We start from the raw sequence: 19,011 nt of genomic DNA, 5'->3' as shown, positions 1-19,011 counted from the left end.
CGCAACGCACGCACCGGCGGGTTACGCGTTCCGCCAACCCGCCCTACGGATACCGCCTCAAGCTCTGGAGAACCCGCATCATGTCCGCCATACCGCTTCACCCTGTTTCACCCGCCGCGCCCGCCAAACAGCGCGCCGCCAGCCGCTTCGGCGCGCTGGCCGACGCCTGGCTGCCGCGCCTGGTGCTGTCCCCCACCATCATCGCCTCGCTGGTCTTCGTCTACGGCTTCATCGCCCTCACCGCCTGGCTCTCGCTGACCGAGTCGCGCATGATGCCCAACTTCGAGTACGCCGGCTTCGCCCAGTACGAGCGCCTGTTCGGCATCGAGCGCTGGTGGGTTTCGGCCAGCAACCTCGGCGTGTTTGGCGCGCTGTTCATCCTCGGCTGCCTGGCCATCGGCCTCACCATGGCCATCCTGCTGGACCAGCGCATCCGCCACGAAGGCGCGCTGCGCGCCATCTACCTGTACCCGATGGCGCTGTCCTTCATCGTCACCGGCGCGGCCTGGAAGTGGATACTCAACCCCGGCCTCGGCCTGGAAAAAATGATGCACGACTGGGGCTACACCAATTTCACCTTCGGCTGGCTGGTGGACTCCGACATGGCCATCTACACCGTCGTCATCGCCGGCGTGTGGCAATCGTCCGGCTTCGTCATGGCCCTGTTCCTGGCCGGCCTGCGCAGCGTGGACGACAGCATCATCAAGGCCGCCCAGGTGGACGGCGCCAGCCTGCCGACCATCTACCGGCGCATCGTCATCCCCTCGCTGCGGCCGGTGTTCTTCAGCGTGCTGCTGGTGCTGGCCCACATCGCCATCAAGAGCTTCGACCTGGTGATGGCGTTGACGGCCGGCGGCCCCGGCACCTCGTCCGACGTGCCAGCCATCTTCATGTACCAGTTTTCCTTCACGCGCGGCCAGCTGGGCCTGGGCGCCGCCTCGGCCATGATGATGCTGGCCACCGTGCTGGCCGTGCTGGTGCCGCTGATGTACCTCGAAACGAAAGGAGCGCGCCATGGCCGCTGACCTGAACCACGACGGCGGCCGCATCACGCCCGGCCGCGTCATGCTCTACGCCTTGCTGGTGCTGGTGGCGCTGTACTACCTCGCGCCGCTGTACGTGATGCTGACCACTTCCGTGAAAACGCTGGACCAGATCCGCGACGGCAACCTGCTCGACTTCCCGCTCGCGCCCACCACGGCGGCCTGGGGCAAAGCCTGGTCGCAAGCCTGCACCGGCGTGCGCTGCGAAGGCCTGGCGCCCTACTTCTGGAACTCGGTCCGGATGGCGATACCGGCGGTGCTGATCTCCAGCCTGATCGGATCGCTGAACGGCTACGTGCTGGCGCACTGGCGCTTCCCCGGCCACAACGCCGTCTTCACCGCGCTGATGGTGGGCTGCTTCATCCCCTTCCAGGTGGTGATACTGCCGATGGCGCGCCTGCTGGGCATGGCCGAACTGGCCAACACCACCAGCGGCCTGGTGGTGGTCCACATCATCTACGGCATCGCCTTCACCACGCTGTTCTTCCGCAATTACTACGTGACGGTGCCGGAGGAGCTGGTGAACGCCGCGCGCATCGACGGCGCGGGCTTCTTCATGATCTACCGCCGCATCATCTTCCCGCTGTCGCTGCCCATCTTCATGGTGTGCTTCATCTGGCAGTTCACGCAGATCTGGAACGACTTCCTGTTCGGCGTGGTGTTCGGCGGCTCGGACGCGCAGCCCGTGACGGTGGCGCTGAACAATCTGGTCAACACCTCCACCGGCGTGACCGAATACAACGTGAACATGGCGGCGGCCATCATCGCCGCGCTGCCCACGCTGCTGATCTACCTGGTGGCTGGCAAATACTTCGTGCGCGGCCTCACCGCCGGCGCCGTCAAAGGTTAAGGAGACTCTCATGGCAAGCTTATCTATCCGCAATGTGCGCAAGGTGTATCCCAACGGCGCCGAAATCCTCAAGGGCATCGACCTCGATATCGAGGACGGCCAGTTCCTGATCCTGGTGGGCGGCTCCGGCTGCGGCAAGTCCACCCTGCTGAACATGATCGCGGGCCTGGAAAACATTTCGCAGGGCGAGATCCGCATCGGCGAGCGCGTGGTGAACAATGTGCCGCCCAAGGAGCGCGACATTGCGATGGTGTTCCAGTCCTATGCGCTCTACCCCACCATGACGGTGCGCGAGAACATCTCCTTCGGCCTGGGCATCCGCAAGGTGCCCAAGGCCGAGCAGGAGATCATCGTCAACCGCGTGGCCGAAACGCTGCAGATGAAGCACCTGCTGGAACGCAAGCCAGCCATGCTGTCCGGCGGCCAGCGCCAGCGCGTGGCCATGGGCCGCGCGATTGCGCGCGATCCCTCGCTGTTCCTGTTCGACGAGCCGCTGTCCAACCTGGACGCCAAGCTGCGCGTGGAAATGCGCGCCGAGATCAAGCTGCTGCACCAGCGCCTGGGCGCCACCATCGTCTACGTGACGCACGACCAGATCGAGGCGATGACCTTGGGCGACCGCATCGCCGTCATGCGCGACGGCGTGGTGCAGCAGTTCGGCAGCCCGCAGGAAATCTACGACCAGCCGGACAATCTGTACGTGGCCGGCTTCATTGGCTCGCCGTCGATGAATTTCCTGCGCGGCAAGCTGGTGGCCCACGCTGCGGGCGCGGCCTTCGCGCTGGAGCACCAGGGCGCCACCACGCTGCTGCCGCTGCCGGCCAACCACGCCGCCGCCGGCCACTTCGGCGCCTGGCTGGGCCGCGAGCTGATCCTGGGCATACGCCCCGAACACGTGACCGACGCGCTGAGCGCGCGCCGCGCAGAGACGCCGGAAGGCTACCACCCCATGGAAGTGTCCTGCGCAATAGAGATGACCGAGCCCACCGGCCCGGACACGCTGGCCTTCGCCTGGTTCAACGGCGCGCGCGCCACCTGCCGCACCCACCCGCGCGCAGGCGCCGAGCCGGGCGCGAGCATTGCGCTGGCGTTCGACCTGTCCAAAGCCATCCTGTTCGACCCGGCCTCGGAAATGCGCCTGGGCGCCTGAGGCGCCACCCACCGCTTTACCGCTGCACCCTCTTTTGACCGGCAAACGCCGGTCTTTTTTTGCCCGTTTTTGACCGGTTGCCGCAAGAGTTGCCGGACGTGCATTAGCAATCCGCAAATGAGTGCACACTCACCCCGCGCACGATAGGCACGGCGGTTGACCATGGAGTGCCGGCGCTGAATACTGACCAGCCCGATTACTCGTAGGCACCGCGACATGGCAACCGTATCCGAAGTCAAAAGCACCACCCTCTCCGGCCTCAACCACATCGATGCACTCCTGAACAATCTGCCGAACTGGAATTACCAGACCTCCGGCGGCAACACCCTCTACTACAGTTTTTCCACGGCGGCCGGGCTAGAGTCCGGCAACAGCGCCATCCTGAGCGCGCCGCTGGCCTTCAGCGCCGCGCAGCAAACGGCCACGCGCGGCGCGCTGAACTACATCTCGCAATTGACCGGCATCCAGTTCGCCGAAACCGGCGACGGCAACGCGGCGCAGATCCACTTCGCCAACGCCAACATCAGCGGCTCCAGCACCACCGGCCTGGACAGTTCACGCTACAGCTATTCCTACAACAGCAGCAATGTTGTGACCAAGTTCAGCGCCGCGACCTGGGTCTATCTGGACAATGCCGAATGGGCGGGCATGAACGCCAACCTCGCCCCGGGCACGCAGGGCTATGAAACGCTGCTGCACGAGCTGGGCCACGCGATGGGCCTGAAGCATTCCTTCGAGGGCACGGTCAAGCTGCCCGCCGCGACCGACAGCACGGCCTATACGCTGATGTCCTACACCCATAGCGGCGGCGTGCACTCCACCTTCGGCGAGTACGATGTCGCCGCGCTGAAATGGCTGTACGGCGGCGACGGGCTGGGCGGCGCGCTGGGCGTGAACTCGGCCGGCGGCGGGCGCTACATCACCGGCACCAGCCAGGCCGACACGCTGGCCGGCACGGCCGCCAACGATATGCTGGAAGGCGGCGCGGGCAATGACATGCTGAACGGCGGCGCAGGCACCGACACGGCCTTCTACAACGGCGTGCACACGGCCTACACCGTGTCGCAGCTTGGCGCCGGCAGCTGGAGTGTGAGCGGCGCGCAGGGCACGGACACGCTCAGCGGCATAGAGCAGCTGCGCTTCAGCGACGGCCTGTTCGCCATCGCCGCCACGGCGCCGCTGCCGGACACCACTGCGCCGGCGCAGCCCACGCTCGTTTTCACCAAGGACGGCTCGGCTGCGGCCAGCGGCAACCATCCCACCTTCAGCGGCGTGGTGGAAGCGGGCGCCAAGGTGGAGATTTTCAACGGTTCCACCAGCATGGGCGTGGGCACGGCGGCCGCCAACGGTAGCTGGAGCATCACGCCGGTGGCGGTGGGCAACGGCAGCTACCACGTCACGGCCAAGGCGACCGACGCGGCGGGCAATGTGTCGGCGGCCTCGGCGGCGCAGGACTTTACCGTTCTGAGCGCGCGCAACGTCACCGGCACGGCGGCCAACGACACGCTCAATGCGCTGACCGCCAACAATTACATCGACGGCGGCGCCGGCATCGACACCGTGGTGTACGGCGGCGCGCGCGCCAACTACACCGTGGGCAAGACCGCCTACGGCTACAAGGTGACCGACGTGGCGGGCACCGGCGGCGGCAGCGACCTGCTGGTGCGCAGCGAGTTCATCAAGTTCGCGGACCAGACCATGGCGCTCGACAACAGCGGCATCGTGGTCCAGTCCGCCAGCGCCAGCTCGATGGCGCTCGACCTGGCGCCGGAACACGAGGTCCAGCTCATCGGCCGCCACACGCACGCGGCCGAGCACGCGCACTTCGCCTGAGCCTGCTTAGGCGCCGAAAGGCAGCGGTGCGTTGTCGGCCACCAGCTTTTCGGCGCGCAGCGCGTGCCAGAACTCGGCCGGGATCTTCTCGGCCATGGCCGCCGCGTCTTCCGCGATGCGCTCCGGACGGCTGGCGCCCGGGATCACCGCCGCCACTGCCGGGTTGGCCAGCGCGAACTGCAGCGCCGCCGCCTTGATGCTGACGCCGTGGCGCTGCGCCAGTGCTTTCAGGCGCGCCACTTTGGCCAGGATTTCAGGCGAGGCCTGCTGGTACTCGAAGTTCTGGCCGCCGGCCAGCACGCCGGAGCTGTAAGGACCGCCCACCACGATCCCGGCGCCGTGCTGCAGCGACTGCGGCATCACGCGCTGCAGGGCGCTGGCATGGTCCAACAGGGTGTAGCGCCCGGCCAGCAGGAAGCCGTCCGGCTTGGGTTCGTCCAGCGCCAGCGTCAGCTCGATAGGCTCGACGCGGTTTACGCCCAGGCCCCAGGCCTTGATCACGCCTTCTTCCTTCAGGCGGGCCAGCGCACGGAAGGCGCCGGTGCGCGCACTTTCGAAATAGGACAGCCATTCGTCGCCGAAGAAGTCCTGCGCCACGTCGTGCACCCAGACGATGTCCAGGCGGTCCGTCTTCAGGCGCTTCAGGCTGCCTTCGATGGAGCGCAGCGTGGCGTCGGCCGAGTAGTCGTTGACGATCTTGTTGCGGTTGCCGTGCTCGAACAAGCCACCCTTCTCGCCCAGGCTGCGCTGGGATGGATCTTCCAGCTCGTCCAGGATCAACCGGCCCACCTTGGTGCTGACCACATAGTCGTCGCGCTTGCGCTTGCTCAGCGCCTCGCCCAGGCGGCTCTCGGCCAGGCCGGCGCCGTACAGCGGCGCCGCGTCGAAGAAGCGCACGCCGTGGTCCCAGGCTGCGTCCACCGTCGCCTGCGCTTCGGCTTCCGGAATATTGCGGAACATATTGCCCAGCGGAGCGGTGCCGAAACCAAGCTGGCCTGGGAGTTTGTCTTTGAGACTCATTGCATTTCCTTTCGAGAAGTAAGTGATGAAATCTTAGCTTGCCAAGTTAATGCCGTCCAAGACATAATTTGCACAACTTAAGTCTCAACGGGTCTGACATGCTGGACATACGCCAACTCAACTATTTCGTCGCCGTGGCCGAAGAGGAGCACGTGGGGCGCGCCGCCGAACGCCTGCATATATCGCAATCCCCGCTCAGCAGGCAGATTGCCCAGCTGGAGGAAAGGCTGGGCTTGACGCTGTTCGAGCGCAGCCAGCAGCGCATCCGTCTTACGGCGGATGGCAAAACCTTTCTGGCCGAAACGCGCGCCTTCCTGACGCACGGGCAGCGGCTGGAGTCGCTGGGGCGCCGGCTGGGCCAGGGCGACGAGGGCGGGCTGTGCATAGGCTATGTGGAAAACGCCATGCATTCCGGCGTGCTGCCGGCCGCCCTGCGCGCCGTGCGCAGCAGCCGGCCGGCGGTGCATGTGGCGCTGTACAACCAGCAGTCGTCCGACCAGCTGGAAGGCCTGCGCCAGCGCAGCCTGGACGTTGCCCTGGTCTGCGCGCCGCCGGCGGCGGACGATGAGGAGCTGGACCGGCTGCAAGTGGTGAGCGACCCCATGCTGCTGGCGCTGCCCGCCGGCCACCCGCTGGCGCAGGCGGACGCCCTGGCGCGGCCGCTGGCGGTGGAGGAACTGCGCAACCAGGAATGGATCGCCATCCACCACAAGGACGGCGCTTTCGAGCATGACCACCTGACCGTCACCTGCGCCAAGGCGGGCTTTACGCCGGACGTGCGCATGCGCGCGCCGGAGCCGATGACGGCGCTCGGCCTGGTGGCGGCCGGCCTGGGCATCGCCATGATCCAGCAAAGCCTGCGCCACCAGGCCCCGCCCGGCGTGGTGCTGCGCGAAGCGCCCTGGTTCGACTACCGCACGCCGCTATGGGTGGTGTGGCACCGCGTTACGCTGCGGCCGCTGGTGGATATCTTCAGGAAAATACTGGTGGCTTAAGTCTCCCGGGCCAGCTCACGGCAAAAACTGTTCGTCGCGCAGTTGCGCCACGCTCCAGGGGCAGCGCTCGGGCAGCGTGGCCGGGTCCAGCCCGGTTTCGCGCGCGGTGCGGTCGACCGCGTCGTCCCAGTTTTCTTCCTGCCACTCGGGATCGCCCAGCAGGCGGTGCAGGCTGGGCGTGCGCTTGAGGATGCGTTCAATCGCGCGGCGCTGCACACGGATGGTGTTGCGCCAGCTGGCGCCGCGCCGTTCCGGCTGGTACTGCCATTTCAGCAAATGCTGCTGCAGCACCACGAAGCGGCTGGAGATGCCGCGCCGTTCACTCAGGCTCAGGCCAATCAACTCCTCCGCAATCTGTTCTGCGTCGATCAGTCCCAGCTGCCCGGCGCGCAGCAGCTGCGCCTGCTCCAGCGCCCACGCCGCGATGTCGTCGTGATAAGCCGTGGTGTCCATGGCGTCCTCCCGTATTGGTGGGACAGGCGGGCAGCGAAAAAGTTCCCTGCGGCGGCGGCCGGATGGCGGTAAGATGCGCGCATCCCAACAACAACATTCCACTTGCCATGAACAAGTCCCTACGAGTACGCCTTGCCGCGCTGTTGTGCCTGTCCGCACTGGCGCCGCTCGCCGCCCATGCCGCCATCAGCGCCGGCGAAAAGCTGTACCAGGCGCATTGCGCCGCCTGCCACGGCGTGAAGCTGGAAGGCGCCACCGGCCCCAGCCTGATCGACCAGGTCTGGCTGCACGGTGCGCCGACCAAGGCCAACCTCATCACCGTCATCAGCAAGGGTGTGGCCGACAAGGGCATGCCGCCCTGGTCGCCCACGCTGAACGCTGCGCAGATCGCGCAACTGGCGGACTACGTGGCGCAGTCCGCGCGCGCTGGCGACAAAATGGGCGCTGCGGCCGCTCCTGCCGCCGCTGCGCCGGCAGCCAAGGCCGTCGCCGCTGCCGCGTCCGACAAAACCGCCGCCATCCTGAGCGGGCTGAAGCTGCCGAAAGGCTTCCGCATCGCCGTCTACGCCGACAAGGTGGAAACCGCGCGTTCGATGGCCGTGTCCGACAGCGGCGTGGTCTACGTGGGCTCGCGCAAGGCGGGCAAGGTGTACGCGCTGGTGGACGCGGACAAGGACGGCGTGGCCGAAAAAGTGGTCACCATCGCCGAAGGCCTGCAAAACCCGATCGGCGTAACGCTGCTCAACGGCGCGCTGTACGTGGCGGAAATTTCGCGCATTATCCGCTTCGACAATATCGACGCCACCTACGCCGCCAAGCCCGCCTACAAAGTGGTGAAGGACGACTTGCCGAAGGAAACCTGGCACGGCGAGAAATTCATCAAGGCCGGCCCGGACGGCAAGATCTACGTGCCGATAGGCGCGCCCTGCAACACCTGCAACAAGGAAGACCAGCCTTACTCCAAGCTCTGGCGCATGAATGCCGACGGCAGCAATTTCGAGGAATACGCGCGCGGCATCCGCAACACGGTGGGCTTCGCCTGGCACCCGGTCACCAAGGAACTGTGGTTCACCGATAACGGCCCGGACATGATGGGCGACAACACGCCGTCGTGCGAGCTGAACGTGGCGCCCAAGGCCGGCCTGCACTTCGGCTTCCCCTACTGCCACGGCGGCGTGCTGCCTGATCCCGAGTTTGGCAAGCTGCAAGCCTGCGAGCAATTCGTGGCGCCGGTGGCGAAACTGGGTCCGCACGTGGCGCCGCTGGGCCTGGGCTTCTACACCGGCACCCAGTTCCCTGCGCAGTACCGCAACAACCTGTTCATCGCCGAACATGGCTCGTGGAACCGCGAGAACAAGATCGGCTACAAGGTCAGCCTGGTGACGCTGTACAACAGCAAAGTGGTGAGCACCACCACTTTCATCGACGGCTTCCTGCGCGATGGCGACGAAGTGGTGGGCCGCCCGGTCGACATCGCCGTGCTGACGGACGGCTCCATGCTGGTGTCCGACGACCACGGCGGCCGCGTCTACCGCGTCACCTACGCCGGGAAGTAATCACCGCACCGTGCGCAGATAGGCCAGCAGGTTGGCGATCTGCTGCTCGTCCCCGATACCCCAGAAGCGCATCTGGTTATCGGGGACCACCTGCTTGGGCGACTTCAGGAAGGCCGCCAGCTTCTGCTCGGTCCACACAATGCCGGACTGCTTCATGGCCGGCGAATAGCTGAAATCCGCCGTTGATCCGGCCTTGCGGCCCACGATGCCGTTCAGCTGCGGCCCAAACGCCCCGCGCGCCGACGGCCCGACCTGGTGGCAGGACGCGCAGCGCATAAACGCCCGCTTGCCCGCCGCCGCATCCCCTTCCGCCCCCATCGCCAGCGCGGGCAGCATCAACAATATCAATCCTCGCAGCATCACCAATCGTCCACTCCTGTCTGTTTCAGCAGTCTAGCACTCCGTCCCAAATCTCATACGCAGGCAGCAAAAACCGTCCAATTATCGGGACGAGAAGCTTGCTCAGCGACATCATTGCGTTGCCCGCCACCTTACAAATCAAACACTTACCGGAAATTTCTTCCATAAAAACGGCGGGCATACGGCTTGCTATTGAGGCTGGACCCCGCCTACCGCGCGGGGATCTGACTACAACGGAGACCGGTATGCAAAAGAAGCGCCCCCTCACCCTCTACATCCTGTTCGCGATGTTGCTCGGCATTGCCGTCGGCTACGCCTGCCACACGGTGTTCCCCGACAAGAAACTCACCGCCGATATTTCCGCCCACATCTCGCTGGTGACTGACATCTTCCTACGCCTGATCAAGATGATCATCGCGCTGCTGGTGTTTTCCACCCTCACCGTGGGCATTGCCAACCTGAGCGACGGCAAGGCCGCCGGCCGCATCGGCGCCAAAGCCTTCGCCTGGTTTATCGCCGCCTCCATGGTCTCGCTGGCGCTGGGCATGCTGCTGTCGAACCTGATGCAGCTGGGCACCAACCTGGGCCTGCCGCTGCCAGCCATCGACGCCAGCACCGGCCTGAAAACCTCGGCCTTCACCTTGAAGGACTTCATCAGCCACGTGGTGCCCAAGTCCCCCATCGAAGCGATGGCCAACAACGAGATCCTGCAGGTGCTGGTGTTCTCCATCTTCTTCGGTTCCGCGCTGGGCGCGCTGGGCGAGTCCGGCAAGCGCCTGCTGGCCGTGGTCGATGAGCTGGCCCAGGTGATGCTGCGCATTACCGGCGCCATCATGAATATGGCGCCGCTGGCCGTGTTCGCCGCCATGGCCTCGGTGGTCACCACCAACGGCCTCGGCATCCTCGCCACCTTCGCCAAGTTCATGGGCGGCTTCTACCTCGGCCTGTTCTGCCTGTGGACCTTGCTGATCGCAGCCGGCTTCGCAGTGCTGGGTCCGCGCGTGCTGCGCCTTGTCGGCCTGATCCGAGAGCCCTTCCTGCTGGCCTTCTCCACCGCCAGCTCCGAGGCGGCCTACCCGAAACTGCTGGTGGCGCTGGACAAATTCGGCGTGCAGCGCCGCATCTCCAGCTTCGTGCTGCCGATGGGCTATTCCTTCAACCTGGACGGCTCGATGATGTACTGCACCTTCGCCGTGCTGTTCATCGCCCAGGCCTACGGCATCGACCTGTCGCTGGGCACCCAGATCACCATGCTGCTGCTGTTGATGCTGACCTCGAAAGGCATGGCCGGCGTGCCGCGCGCTTCGCTGGTGGTGATCGCCGCCACGCTGACCCAGTTCCACATCCCCGAAGCCGGCTTGCTGCTGCTGATGGGCGTGGACCAGTTCCTCGACATGGGCCGCTCGGCCACTAACGCGGTGGGCAACGCCATCGCCACCGCCGTGGTCGCCAAGTGGGAAGGCGCGCTGGGCGAGGAAGAACAACAAAACGGTGAACCGGCCTACGCCCGCGCCGCATAAAAACACAACACAAGGAGACCTGATGAAATACGCAATTACCCCTTTGCTGGCGCTGGCCTGCTGCGCCGCGCAAGCGCAGTCCGCCGTGAAAATCTACGGCGTGGCCGACGCCGGCCTGGTGTTCGAGCGCGGCGGCCCCGCCGGCGGCACCAGCTATGTCAGCAGCGGCGTGGCCTCAGGCTCGCGCCTCGGCTTCAAGGGCACGGAAGACCTGGGCGGCGGCATGTCGGCCGGCTTCGTGCTCGAGAGCGGCATCAGCATCGACAGCGGCGCCTCCGGCCAGGGCGGGCTGACCTTCGGCCGCCAGTCCTTCGTGTCGCTGGGCGGCGCGCTCGGCACGCTGAGCGCGGGCCGCCAGTACTCGCCCTACTTCAAAGCCCTGCGCGACATCGCCGACCCCTTCGGCGACGGCCTGGCCGGCCAGGCCGCCAACCTGATGGTGCCCAACCGCCGCATGGACAACTCGGTGGTCTACGCCTCGCCCAAGCTGGCGGGCTGGTCCACCGACCTGGCCTACAGCGCCGGCGAAGTGGCGGGCGACAGCAGCCGCAAGCGCGCGCTGAGCGGCGCCGTCAATTTCGCGGCGGGGCCGCTGGCGCTGGCGCTGTCGCACTACCGCCGCGAGGACGCCGCCGCCAGCCTGCACGCGCGCAACACCCTGCTGGCCGCGCGCTATACGCTGGGCGCCTACCAGCTGCACGCCGCCTACGCCGTCAACCGGGGCATGGGCACCGTGGGCGGCGGCGGCACGCTGGCCTTCTCGGCGGGCGGCGCCGGCGCGGCCATCGGCACGCTGGCTGCGGCCGGAGGCAGTATCGCCGCCGGCCCCGTGGGCGCGCCGGGCGCGGCCAGCCGCGACATGGTGCTGGGCCTGTGCGCCACCTTTGGCCCGCACCGCTACGCCGCGTCGGTGGTGCAGCATATGGACCGCAGCCCGGCCAACAAGGACGCGCGCCAGTTCGGCCTGGGCTATCTGTACGGCCTGTCCAAGCGCACCGACCTGTACGCCGCATACGGCCGCGTCAACAACAGCAACGGCGCCACCTTCACCATAGGCAACGCCACCGACGACGGCAAAGGCCGCAGCGCCGTCAATCTCGGCCTGCGCCACCTGCTGTAACGGCCTTGCACGCGCGCAGTTTGCTATAGTTGCCCATGATGCCAGCCCAGCCCTCCGCTACCACCATTGCCTCGCCCCAGGCGCAGCCGCGCCGGCCGCAGCACGTCCGCACGGTCTGGGGCCTGGTGCTGCTGGCGGGGCTGGCCCTGCCCTATCTGGCCTACTGGTGGGTGAATCTGGTCACCACCGAGCGCCTGCGCGCAGCCGGTGCGCAGCGGCTGGAGGTGTACGCCACCAGCCTGGAAAACCTGCTCGACAAGTACGACCTGGTGCCGCGCATGCTGGAGCTGGACAAGGACGTGCTGGGCTTGCTGGAAAAACCCGGCGACGAGGACTTGCGCAACAGCGTCAACGAATACCTGGAGGGCCTGAACCAGAAAGCCGGCTCCAGCAATATCTACATCGTCAACCTGCAGGGGCGCACGCAGGCGGCCAGCAACTGGCGCCAGAAGGACAGCTTCGTCGGCGACGACGTCAACTTCCGCCCCTATATCCGCAACGCCCTGCGCGGGCGCCCGGGCGGCTTCTACGGCGTGGGCACCACCAGCCTGGAGCCGGGCTATTTCTACGCGCACGGCATCTACAAGAACGGCCGCATGCTGGGCGTGGCGGCCATCAAGGTCAGCATCGAAAGCCAGCAACTGAGCTGGGCGCAAGGCGCGGACAAGGTGATGCTGGTGGACAGCAACGGCGTCGTCTTCCTCACCTCCGCCTCGGCGTGGAAATTCAAGACCCTGCAGCCGCTGGCGGCCAGCGTGCGCGCCGAACTCGAGCAGACCCGCCAGTACCACGCGCAGGCGCTGCCGCCGCTGACGCTGGCACACGACGAGGCGCTGGCCAACGGCACCCGCTTGCTCGCCATCCGCGACGGCAACGCCGGGCTGGCCCCGGCCCCGCCGCGCATGCTGGCGCAAACCCGCTCGCTGGCGCCGCGCGACTGGACCTTCATCTACCTGTCCGACTTGAACGCGGCGCGCGCCAACGCCCGCGTGGCCTTCCTGTTCGCGCTGCTGGCCTACGGCTTCCTGGTGCTGCTGTTCCTGTTCTGGCGCCAGCGCCTGCGCGCCAAGGAGGACCTGCAGCACGCCTACGCCGGCCTGGAGCGCATGGTGGACGAGCGCACCGCCAGCCTGGCGCGCATGGCGCAGGACCTGAGCAAGGAAGTGGACGTGCGGCGCCAGGCCGAACAGCAGTTGCACATTACGCAGAACGAGCTGTTCCAGGCCGGCAAGATGGCCGTGCTGGGGCAGATGTCGGCCAGCATCACGCACGAGCTGAACCAGCCGCTGACGGCGCTGCGCACCATGTCCGACAACGCCGTGCTGCTGTTCGAGCGCGGCCGCATGGACGACGTGCGCAATAATCTGAAAACCATCTCCCAGGTGGTGGCGCGCATGGGCACCATCACCGGCAAGCTGAAGAGCTTTGCCCGCAAGTCCAATGCGGAACTGGCGGCGGTGTCCATCCACACCTCGATTTCCAACGCCCTGGTGCTGGTGGAGCGCCGCCTGCAGCTCGACAAGGTGAGCTTCCAGCTGCATATCGACCAGGCCGACATCTACGCGCTGTGCGACAGCAACCGTCTCGAGCAGGTGCTGCTGAACCTGATGACCAACGCGCTCGACTCCATGGCGGGCAGCGCGGTGCGTGAACTGCGCGTGGACGTCAACAGCACGCCGCAGCGCGTGTTCATCCGCGTGGCCGACAGCGGCCCCGGCCTGAGCGACGAAGCGCGCACGCGCTTGTTCGAGCCCTTCTACACCTCCAAGCCGCAAGGCGAAGGACTGGGCCTTGGGCTGGCCATTTCGGAACAAATCATCCGCGACTTCGGCGGCAGCCTGCAAGCGGAACAGGCCGGTGCCGGCGCCTGCTTCGTGATCGAACTCAAAGCGGCACAGGAGACGTGATGGACGACGCAATCAACGATATCGAGGTCATCCTCGTCGAGGACGATCCCACCGTGCGCGCGGGCAGCGCCCAGGCGCTGGACCTGGCCGGCTTTGCCGTGCGCAGCTTCGACAGCGCCGAGCCCGTGGCCAGGCTGCTGAAGCCGCACTGCGCGGCGGTGCTGGTGAGCGACGTGCGCCTGCCCGGCATGAGCGGCCTCGATCTGCTGGCCGCCGCGCGCGCCATCGCCCCGGAACTGCCGGTGATACTGGTGACCGGCCACGGCGACATCAGCATGGCCGTGCAGGCCATGCACGACGGCGCCTACGATTTCATCGAAAAGCCCTACTCGTCCGAGCAGCTGGCCGACGTGGTGCGGCGCGCGGCGGACAAGCGCCGCCTGCAGCTCGAAGTGCACGCGCTGCGCCAGCGGCTGGCGCACAGCGAGGGCATCGCCGCCTACCTGCTGGGCAACGCGCCGGCCATGCAAGCGCTGCGGCAAGTGATACTGGATGTGGCCAGCCAGCCTGCGGACGTGCTGGTCTACGGCGAAACCGGCACCGGCAAGGAGCTGGTGGCGCGCTGCCTGCACCAGTTCGGCGAGCGCGCCAGGCACCATTACGTGCCCATCAATTGCGGCGCCATTCCGGAGACCATCTTCGAGAGCGAGCTGTTCGGCCACGAGCAAGGCGCGTTCACCGGCGCGGCCAAGCGGCAGATCGGCAAGATCGAACATGCGTCGCAGGGCACGCTGTTCCTGGACGAGATAGAGAGCCTGCCGCTGGCCATGCAGGTCAAGCTGCTGCGCGTGCTGCAGGAGCGCTGCATCCAGCGCCTGGGCTCGAACACGCCGGTGCCGCTGGACGTGCGCGTGATCGCCGCGTCGAAAGAGGATTTGAAGGCCTGGTCGGACCAGGGGAAATTCCGCAGCGACCTGTATTACCGGCTGAATCTGATCGTACTGCGGATTCCGCCGCTGCGCGAGCGGCGCGAAGACATTCCGCTGCTGTTCGAACACTTTCTGCTGGACGCGGCGGCGCGCTACAAGCGCCCTTGCCCCGTGGTCCCGGCGGCGCAGATGCAGCAGCTGATGGCGCAGGACTGGCCCGGTAATGTGCGCGAGCTGCGCAACGCGGCCGACCGCTTTGTGCTGGGCCTGCCAGCCGGCGAGTCGGCCGCGCCTGTCCTGCCGCTGGCGGATCAGGTGGGCGCCTTTGAGCGCATGCTGATCGAGCAGGCCCTGCGCGCAGCCGGCGGCAACGTGGGCGAGGCCTGCACCGCGCTGGGCTTGCCGAAGCAGACCATGTACCACAAGATGCAAAAATACGGCCTCGCCGCCGAGGATTATCGCTAGCCGCCAAGCTCCCCGCTACACCGTCCTAGGGGAAGAAATCTTGCGACAAGACTTGCTCAAAAGGCCAAGGCCAAGCTGAGGGCAGCGTCTCATAATCCAGATCGGCTTCGTGGACGGCCTTGTCGCGCACGTCATTCCATACTTGGTCCTGCCATTTGGCGTCGCCTGTCACCTGCTCCAAGCTAGGGACGCGCTCCAGCATGCGCACAATGTGCTTGCGTTGATCCAAGACCGTTTTGGCCCAACTTGGGCCTCGGCGCGCGGGGAAGCAATGCCATTTGAGTAGGTAATACAGAAGAAGGGAAAGCCGCTCTGCCAGCTCATAGCGTTCGTGCAGAGCCAGCCCAGCAACCTCATCAGCGAGGTGCTCCACGTCGAGCTGGTCCCATTGCCTGTCTCGCAGCAGTGCAGCCTGTTCTTGCGCCCATGCGGCAATATCCTGGTCATATAGCGTTCCCATGCCTGCCTCCCGTGGGTGAGACAAGCAAACGCCGCAATGGTTCCGCGCGGACGTAAAAAAGCCGCCAGGGCTTGCGCGCTGGCGGCTTCTTGAGCGGAGAAGATTACTGCGCGGCGGCTGGCGCGGCGCCTTCTTCTGCGGCTGCTTTCATCGACAGCTTCAGGCGGCCGCGGTCGTCGGTTTCCAGAACCTTGACGCGCACTTGCTGGCCTTCTTTCAGGTAGTCGGCCACGGCGTTCACACGCTCGTTGGCGATCTGCGAGATGTGCAGCAGGCCGTCTTTGCCCGGCATAACCTGGACGATGGCGCCGAAGTCCAGCAGCTTCAGTACGGTGCCGTCGTAGGTCTTGCCCACTTCGACCGACGCGGTCAGCTCTTCGATGCGGCGCTTGGCTTCCTGGCCGGCGGCAGCGTCAACGGAAGCGATGGTGACCACGCCTTCGTCGCTGATGTCGATCTGGGTGCCGGTCTCTTCGGTCAGCGCGCGGATCACGGCGCCGCCCTTGCCGATCACGTCACGGATCTTCTCAGGGTTGATCTTGATGGTGATCAGGCGCGGTGCGAAATCGGACAGTTCCGTTTTCACGTGCGGCATGGCTTTCTGCATTTCACCCAGGATATGGTCGCGGCCTTCTTTGGCTTGCGCCAGCGCCACTTGCATGATTTCCTTGGTGATGCCCTGGATCTTGATGTCCATCTGCAGCGCGGTAATGCCATTGGCGGTACCGGCTACTTTGAAGTCCATGTCGCCCAGGTGGTCTTCGTCGCCCAGGATGTCGGACAGCACGGCGAAACGGCCGCCTTCCTTGATCAGGCCCATGGCGATACCGGCCACGTGCGCTTTCATCGGCACGCCGGCGTCCATCAGTGCCAGGCAGCCGCCGCAGACGGAAGCCATCGACGAGGAACCGTTCGATTCGGTGATTTCCGATACCAGGCGCACCGAGTAGCTGAACTCGTCGGCTGCCGGCAGCGCGGCGATCAGCGCGCGCTTGGCCAGGCGGCCGTGGCCCACTTCGCGGCGCTTCGGCGTACCGACGCGGCCGGTTTCGCCGGTGGCGAACGGAGGCATGTTGTAGTGCAGCATGAAGTCGTCGGTGTACTCGCCCATCAGCGCGTCGATCTTCTGCGAATCGCGGGCGGTGCCCAGCGTCGCTACGACCAGTGCCTGGGTTTCGCCGCGGGTGAACAGGGCCGAACCGTGGGTGCGCGGCAGGACCGAGGTGCGGATCGAAATTGGACGCACGGTGCGGGTGTCGCGGCCGTCGATGCGTGGCTCGCCTTCCAGGATCTGCGAACGCACGACCTTGGCTTCCATGTCGAACAGGATGTTGCCCACGTCCACGCCGTTTGGCGCTTCGGCGCCGTTGGCGGCAGCGTCGGCCGCCAGGTCGGCCACTACTTCGGCGGACATGGCGCGCAGCTTGTCGGTACGGGCTTGCTTGTCTTTGGTCTGGTAGGCTTCGCGGATTTTCGCTTCGGCGAACTGCGCCACTTTGGCGATCAGCGCTTCGTTCTTCGGCGCCGGCGCCCACTGCACTTCAGGCTTGCCGCCGTCGCGCACCAGGTCGTGGATCGCGTCGATAACTGCTTTCATTTCGGTGTGGCCGAAGACGACCGCGCCCAGCATGATTTCTTCGGACAGCTGCTTGGCTTCCGATTCCACCATCAGCACGGCGGTTTCGGTACCGGCCACAACCAGGTCCATCTGCGAGGTTTTCAGCTGGGTGGTGGTCGGGTTCAGGATGTACTGGCCGTTGGCGTAACCCACGCGGGCGGCGCCGATCGGGCCGTTGAACGGCAGGCCGGCCACGCACAGGGCGGCCGAGGCGCCGATCATCGAGGCGATGTCAGGATCGATTTCAGGGTTGACCGACAGCACGTGAATGATCACTTGCACTTCGTTCATGTAGCCTTCTGGGAACAGAGGGCGGATAGGACGGTCGATCAGGCGGGACGTCAGCGTTTCTTTTTCGGAAGGACGGCCTTCGCGCTTGAAGAAACCGCCAGGGATTTTACCGGCTGCGTAGGTCTTTTCGAGGTAGTCAACGGTCAGCGGGAAGAAGTCCTGGCCAGGCTTGGCTTCTTTGCGCGCCACGACGGTTGCCAGCACAACGGTGTCTTCAATCGACACCAGCACCGCGCCGGATGCCTGGCGAGCGATCTCGCCGGTTTCCAGGGTCACGGTGTGTTGGCCGTACTGGAAGGTTTTCGTAACTTTGTTAAACATGGGTAATCCCTTTCTATTTGCCGACAGATTTTCAGGAGCTGTCGTTCACCTCACCACAGACGACGGCCGGGGCCGCCGCCTTTACTACTTTTGCTACAGGTATTGCCGGATTGCCCTATTTCCCCGCCTCAGAATGACAAAATGCCCGCGGCAGAGAACTGACGCAGGCATTTCGGCTCAAGCCGGGACGTACAAAGATTACTTACGCAGACCCAGTTTAGCGATCAGATCGCGGTAACGGGTTGCATCTTTGTTCTTCAGGTAGGACAGCAGCGATTTACGACGGTTAACCATCATGATCAGGCCACGACGGCTGTGGTGATCTTTGCTGTGGGCTTTGAAGTGACCGTTCAGTTCGTTGATGCGTGCGGTCAGCAGCGCAACTTGAACTTCTGGGGAGCCGGTGTCGTTCTGGCCACGTGCGTTGTCCGCGATGATCGCGGCTTTGTTGATGTTTTCTACGGTCATGATATTACCTTTCACATGCGGTATGCGGAGTCTGAACCCTGCGCACCGTGATATCGATTAAAAATATACTGATCCAAAGACCAGACCCGCGAGTATAACGGAATACATCACGGATGGCTAGAATTACCCGTAGACGGAGAGTGCGAGGCTTGCAACCATGAAAAAACTGATCACAATCGCAATATTGCCGCTGCTGCTGGCGGCCTGCGCCGGCCCGGGCGGCACGCCGCCGGCCATAGGCGAGCGCATGGACGCCGTCAAAGCCAGGCTGGGCCAGCCCGGCGCCAGCTACCAGGCGGGCGGCGACACCTTGCTCGAATACAGCACCCAGCCCTTCGGCCAATACGCCTACATGGCCCGCTTCGGGCCGGACGGCGCGCTGAAATCCTACGAGCAGGTGCTGACGGACGAAAAATTCGCCACCCTGAAAGTGGGCATCGCCACCCGCGACGACGTGCTGCGCACCATAGGACATCCGGCCGAGACCAGCTACCTGGCGCTGCGCGATCTCACGGTCTGGTCCTACCGCTACAAGCAGTCCGGCGTGTGGAACTCGATGATGCACGTGCATTTCGACCAGGCCGGCATCGTGCGCGAAATGATGGCCGGGCCGGACCCGGCCTACGAGGACAAGCCGCGCTTCTTCCGCTAGCCCCCCCACGGCGGGGTCAGTTCTGTCATCGCGTCACAAGCTCATCCGTTCAACGCTTGA

17 protein-coding genes are annotated in these 19,011 nt (G+C 65.5%); 11 read left to right on the top strand and 6 right to left on the bottom strand.

What is annotated here, in order from left to right:
* Positions 1 to 80 precede the first annotated feature (80 nt).
* The 4 genes from AC07S4_RS14595 to AC07S4_RS14580 all read left to right on the top strand — a co-directional run bounded on the left by AC07S4_RS14595 (position 81) and on the right by AC07S4_RS14580 (position 4,876).
* The gene (locus AC07S4_RS14595; protein WP_494987338.1) at positions 81 to 1,025 is read left to right on the top strand and encodes a carbohydrate ABC transporter permease; all 945 of its coding nucleotides are present in this window, start codon (positions 81 to 83) and stop codon (positions 1,023 to 1,025) included.
* Positions 1,015 to 1,893 (top strand): carbohydrate ABC transporter permease, encoded by an 879-nt coding sequence (locus AC07S4_RS14590; RefSeq protein ID WP_494987337.1) that lies wholly within the window; start codon positions 1,015 to 1,017, stop codon positions 1,891 to 1,893. Before AC07S4_RS14595 ends, AC07S4_RS14590 begins: the two co-directional genes overlap by 11 nt.
* A gap of 10 nt (positions 1,894 to 1,903) precedes the next feature.
* Positions 1,904 to 3,043 carry an ABC transporter ATP-binding protein gene (locus AC07S4_RS14585; protein ID WP_494987336.1) on the top strand — a complete coding sequence of 380 codons (1,140 nt, stop codon included), beginning with the start codon at positions 1,904 to 1,906 and terminating at the stop codon, positions 3,041 to 3,043.
* Between the two features lie 216 nt (positions 3,044 to 3,259).
* Entirely contained in the window at positions 3,260 to 4,876 is a 1,617-nt protein-coding gene (locus tag AC07S4_RS14580; protein ID WP_494987335.1) for an Ig-like domain-containing protein, read from the top strand.
* Positions 4,877 to 4,882: 6 nt separating this feature from the next.
* Here the strand turns inward: AC07S4_RS14580 and AC07S4_RS14575 are convergent, their stop codons facing one another.
* Positions 4,883 to 5,896, bottom strand: a complete 1,014-nt coding sequence (locus tag AC07S4_RS14575) for an aldo/keto reductase (RefSeq protein ID WP_494987334.1) — start codon at positions 5,894 to 5,896, stop codon at positions 4,883 to 4,885.
* A gap of 98 nt (positions 5,897 to 5,994) precedes the next feature.
* Here AC07S4_RS14575 and AC07S4_RS14570 point away from each other — a divergent pair, with 98 nt between their 5' ends.
* Entirely contained in the window at positions 5,995 to 6,891 is an 897-nt protein-coding gene (locus tag AC07S4_RS14570; RefSeq protein WP_494987333.1) for a LysR substrate-binding domain-containing protein, read from the top strand.
* Positions 6,892 to 6,906: 15 nt separating this feature from the next.
* Here the strand turns inward: AC07S4_RS14570 and AC07S4_RS14565 are convergent, their stop codons facing one another.
* A complete protein-coding gene (locus AC07S4_RS14565) occupies positions 6,907 to 7,344 on the bottom strand; it encodes a DUF29 domain-containing protein (RefSeq protein ID WP_494987332.1) in 438 nt (145 codons plus the stop codon).
* 107 nt (positions 7,345 to 7,451) lie between these two features.
* Between AC07S4_RS14565 and AC07S4_RS14560 the strand changes: the two genes are divergently transcribed.
* Positions 7,452 to 8,900, top strand: a complete 1,449-nt coding sequence (locus AC07S4_RS14560) for a c-type cytochrome (protein WP_494987331.1) — start codon at positions 7,452 to 7,454, stop codon at positions 8,898 to 8,900.
* Here the strand turns inward: AC07S4_RS14560 and AC07S4_RS14555 are convergent, their stop codons facing one another.
* Positions 8,901 to 9,236, bottom strand: coding sequence for a c-type cytochrome (locus AC07S4_RS14555; protein ID WP_494987744.1), 336 nt, complete (start codon positions 9,234 to 9,236; stop codon positions 8,901 to 8,903).
* A gap of 269 nt (positions 9,237 to 9,505) precedes the next feature.
* On the opposite strand from AC07S4_RS14555, the gene AC07S4_RS14550 reads away from it, so the two are divergent.
* The 4 genes from AC07S4_RS14550 to AC07S4_RS14535 are packed head-to-tail and all read left to right on the top strand — an operon-like array spanning position 9,506 to position 15,141.
* Positions 9,506 to 10,780 carry a dicarboxylate/amino acid:cation symporter gene (locus AC07S4_RS14550; protein ID WP_494987330.1) on the top strand — a complete coding sequence of 425 codons (1,275 nt, stop codon included), beginning with the start codon at positions 9,506 to 9,508 and terminating at the stop codon, positions 10,778 to 10,780.
* Between the two features lie 22 nt (positions 10,781 to 10,802).
* Positions 10,803 to 11,900, top strand: a complete 1,098-nt coding sequence (locus tag AC07S4_RS14545) for a porin (protein ID WP_494987329.1) — start codon at positions 10,803 to 10,805, stop codon at positions 11,898 to 11,900.
* A 35-nt stretch (positions 11,901 to 11,935) separates the two neighbouring features.
* Positions 11,936 to 13,807 (top strand): sensor histidine kinase, encoded by a 1,872-nt coding sequence (locus AC07S4_RS14540; RefSeq protein WP_494987328.1) that lies wholly within the window; start codon positions 11,936 to 11,938, stop codon positions 13,805 to 13,807.
* A complete protein-coding gene (locus tag AC07S4_RS14535) occupies positions 13,807 to 15,141 on the top strand; it encodes a sigma-54-dependent transcriptional regulator (protein ID WP_494987327.1) in 1,335 nt (444 codons plus the stop codon). The genes AC07S4_RS14540 and AC07S4_RS14535 overlap by 1 nt, the downstream gene beginning before the upstream one ends.
* A gap of 25 nt (positions 15,142 to 15,166) precedes the next feature.
* On the opposite strand, the gene AC07S4_RS14530 is transcribed toward AC07S4_RS14535, so the two are convergent.
* From AC07S4_RS14530 to rpsO, 3 genes are all read right to left on the bottom strand, one after another.
* Positions 15,167 to 15,601 carry a DUF29 domain-containing protein gene (locus AC07S4_RS14530; RefSeq protein ID WP_494987326.1) on the bottom strand — a complete coding sequence of 145 codons (435 nt, stop codon included), beginning with the start codon at positions 15,599 to 15,601 and terminating at the stop codon, positions 15,167 to 15,169.
* A gap of 103 nt (positions 15,602 to 15,704) precedes the next feature.
* Positions 15,705 to 17,831 carry a polyribonucleotide nucleotidyltransferase gene (pnp, locus tag AC07S4_RS14525; protein ID WP_494987325.1) on the bottom strand — a complete coding sequence of 709 codons (2,127 nt, stop codon included), beginning with the start codon at positions 17,829 to 17,831 and terminating at the stop codon, positions 15,705 to 15,707.
* A 198-nt stretch (positions 17,832 to 18,029) separates the two neighbouring features.
* Entirely contained in the window at positions 18,030 to 18,299 is a 270-nt protein-coding gene (rpsO, locus tag AC07S4_RS14520; protein WP_056405183.1) for a 30S ribosomal protein S15, read from the bottom strand.
* Between the two features lie 157 nt (positions 18,300 to 18,456).
* Between rpsO and bamE the strand changes: the two genes are divergently transcribed.
* Positions 18,457 to 18,951 carry an outer membrane protein assembly factor BamE domain-containing protein gene (gene bamE, locus AC07S4_RS14515; RefSeq protein ID WP_494987324.1) on the top strand — a complete coding sequence of 165 codons (495 nt, stop codon included), beginning with the start codon at positions 18,457 to 18,459 and terminating at the stop codon, positions 18,949 to 18,951.
* The last annotated feature ends 60 nt before the right edge of the window (positions 18,952 to 19,011 follow it).

Source organism: Pseudoduganella sp. GW821-FHT05F09, from assembly GCF_059419605.1.
Note: the sequence above shows the minus strand (reverse complement) of the source record. Positions and strands in the feature narration are given on the sequence as shown.

What these genes read in the sequence shown, in the direction of transcription:
- pnp (WP_494987325.1), bottom strand. Translation starts at nt 17,831, where the DNA reads ATGTTTAACAAAGTTACGAAAACCTTCCAGTACGGCCAACACACCGTG.
- AC07S4_RS14565 (WP_494987332.1), bottom strand. Translation starts at nt 7,344, where the DNA reads ATGGACACCACGGCTTATCACGACGACATCGCGGCGTGGGCGCTGGAG.
- AC07S4_RS14560 (WP_494987331.1), top strand. Translation starts at nt 7,452, where the DNA reads ATGAACAAGTCCCTACGAGTACGCCTTGCCGCGCTGTTGTGCCTGTCC.
- rpsO (WP_056405183.1), bottom strand. Translation starts at nt 18,299, where the DNA reads ATGACCGTAGAAAACATCAACAAAGCCGCGATCATCGCGGACAACGCA.
- AC07S4_RS14550 (WP_494987330.1), top strand. Translation starts at nt 9,506, where the DNA reads ATGCAAAAGAAGCGCCCCCTCACCCTCTACATCCTGTTCGCGATGTTG.
- AC07S4_RS14555 (WP_494987744.1), bottom strand. Translation starts at nt 9,236, where the DNA reads ATGCTGCCCGCGCTGGCGATGGGGGCGGAAGGGGATGCGGCGGCGGGC.
- AC07S4_RS14570 (WP_494987333.1), top strand. Translation starts at nt 5,995, where the DNA reads ATGCTGGACATACGCCAACTCAACTATTTCGTCGCCGTGGCCGAAGAG.
- AC07S4_RS14545 (WP_494987329.1), top strand. Translation starts at nt 10,803, where the DNA reads ATGAAATACGCAATTACCCCTTTGCTGGCGCTGGCCTGCTGCGCCGCG.
- AC07S4_RS14540 (WP_494987328.1), top strand. Translation starts at nt 11,936, where the DNA reads ATGATGCCAGCCCAGCCCTCCGCTACCACCATTGCCTCGCCCCAGGCG.
- AC07S4_RS14585 (WP_494987336.1), top strand. Translation starts at nt 1,904, where the DNA reads ATGGCAAGCTTATCTATCCGCAATGTGCGCAAGGTGTATCCCAACGGC.
- AC07S4_RS14590 (WP_494987337.1), top strand. Translation starts at nt 1,015, where the DNA reads ATGGCCGCTGACCTGAACCACGACGGCGGCCGCATCACGCCCGGCCGC.
- AC07S4_RS14580 (WP_494987335.1), top strand. Translation starts at nt 3,260, where the DNA reads ATGGCAACCGTATCCGAAGTCAAAAGCACCACCCTCTCCGGCCTCAAC.
- AC07S4_RS14575 (WP_494987334.1), bottom strand. Translation starts at nt 5,896, where the DNA reads ATGAGTCTCAAAGACAAACTCCCAGGCCAGCTTGGTTTCGGCACCGCT.
- AC07S4_RS14530 (WP_494987326.1), bottom strand. Translation starts at nt 15,601, where the DNA reads ATGGGAACGCTATATGACCAGGATATTGCCGCATGGGCGCAAGAACAG.
- AC07S4_RS14535 (WP_494987327.1), top strand. Translation starts at nt 13,807, where the DNA reads ATGGACGACGCAATCAACGATATCGAGGTCATCCTCGTCGAGGACGAT.
- bamE (WP_494987324.1), top strand. Translation starts at nt 18,457, where the DNA reads ATGAAAAAACTGATCACAATCGCAATATTGCCGCTGCTGCTGGCGGCC.
- AC07S4_RS14595 (WP_494987338.1), top strand. Translation starts at nt 81, where the DNA reads ATGTCCGCCATACCGCTTCACCCTGTTTCACCCGCCGCGCCCGCCAAA.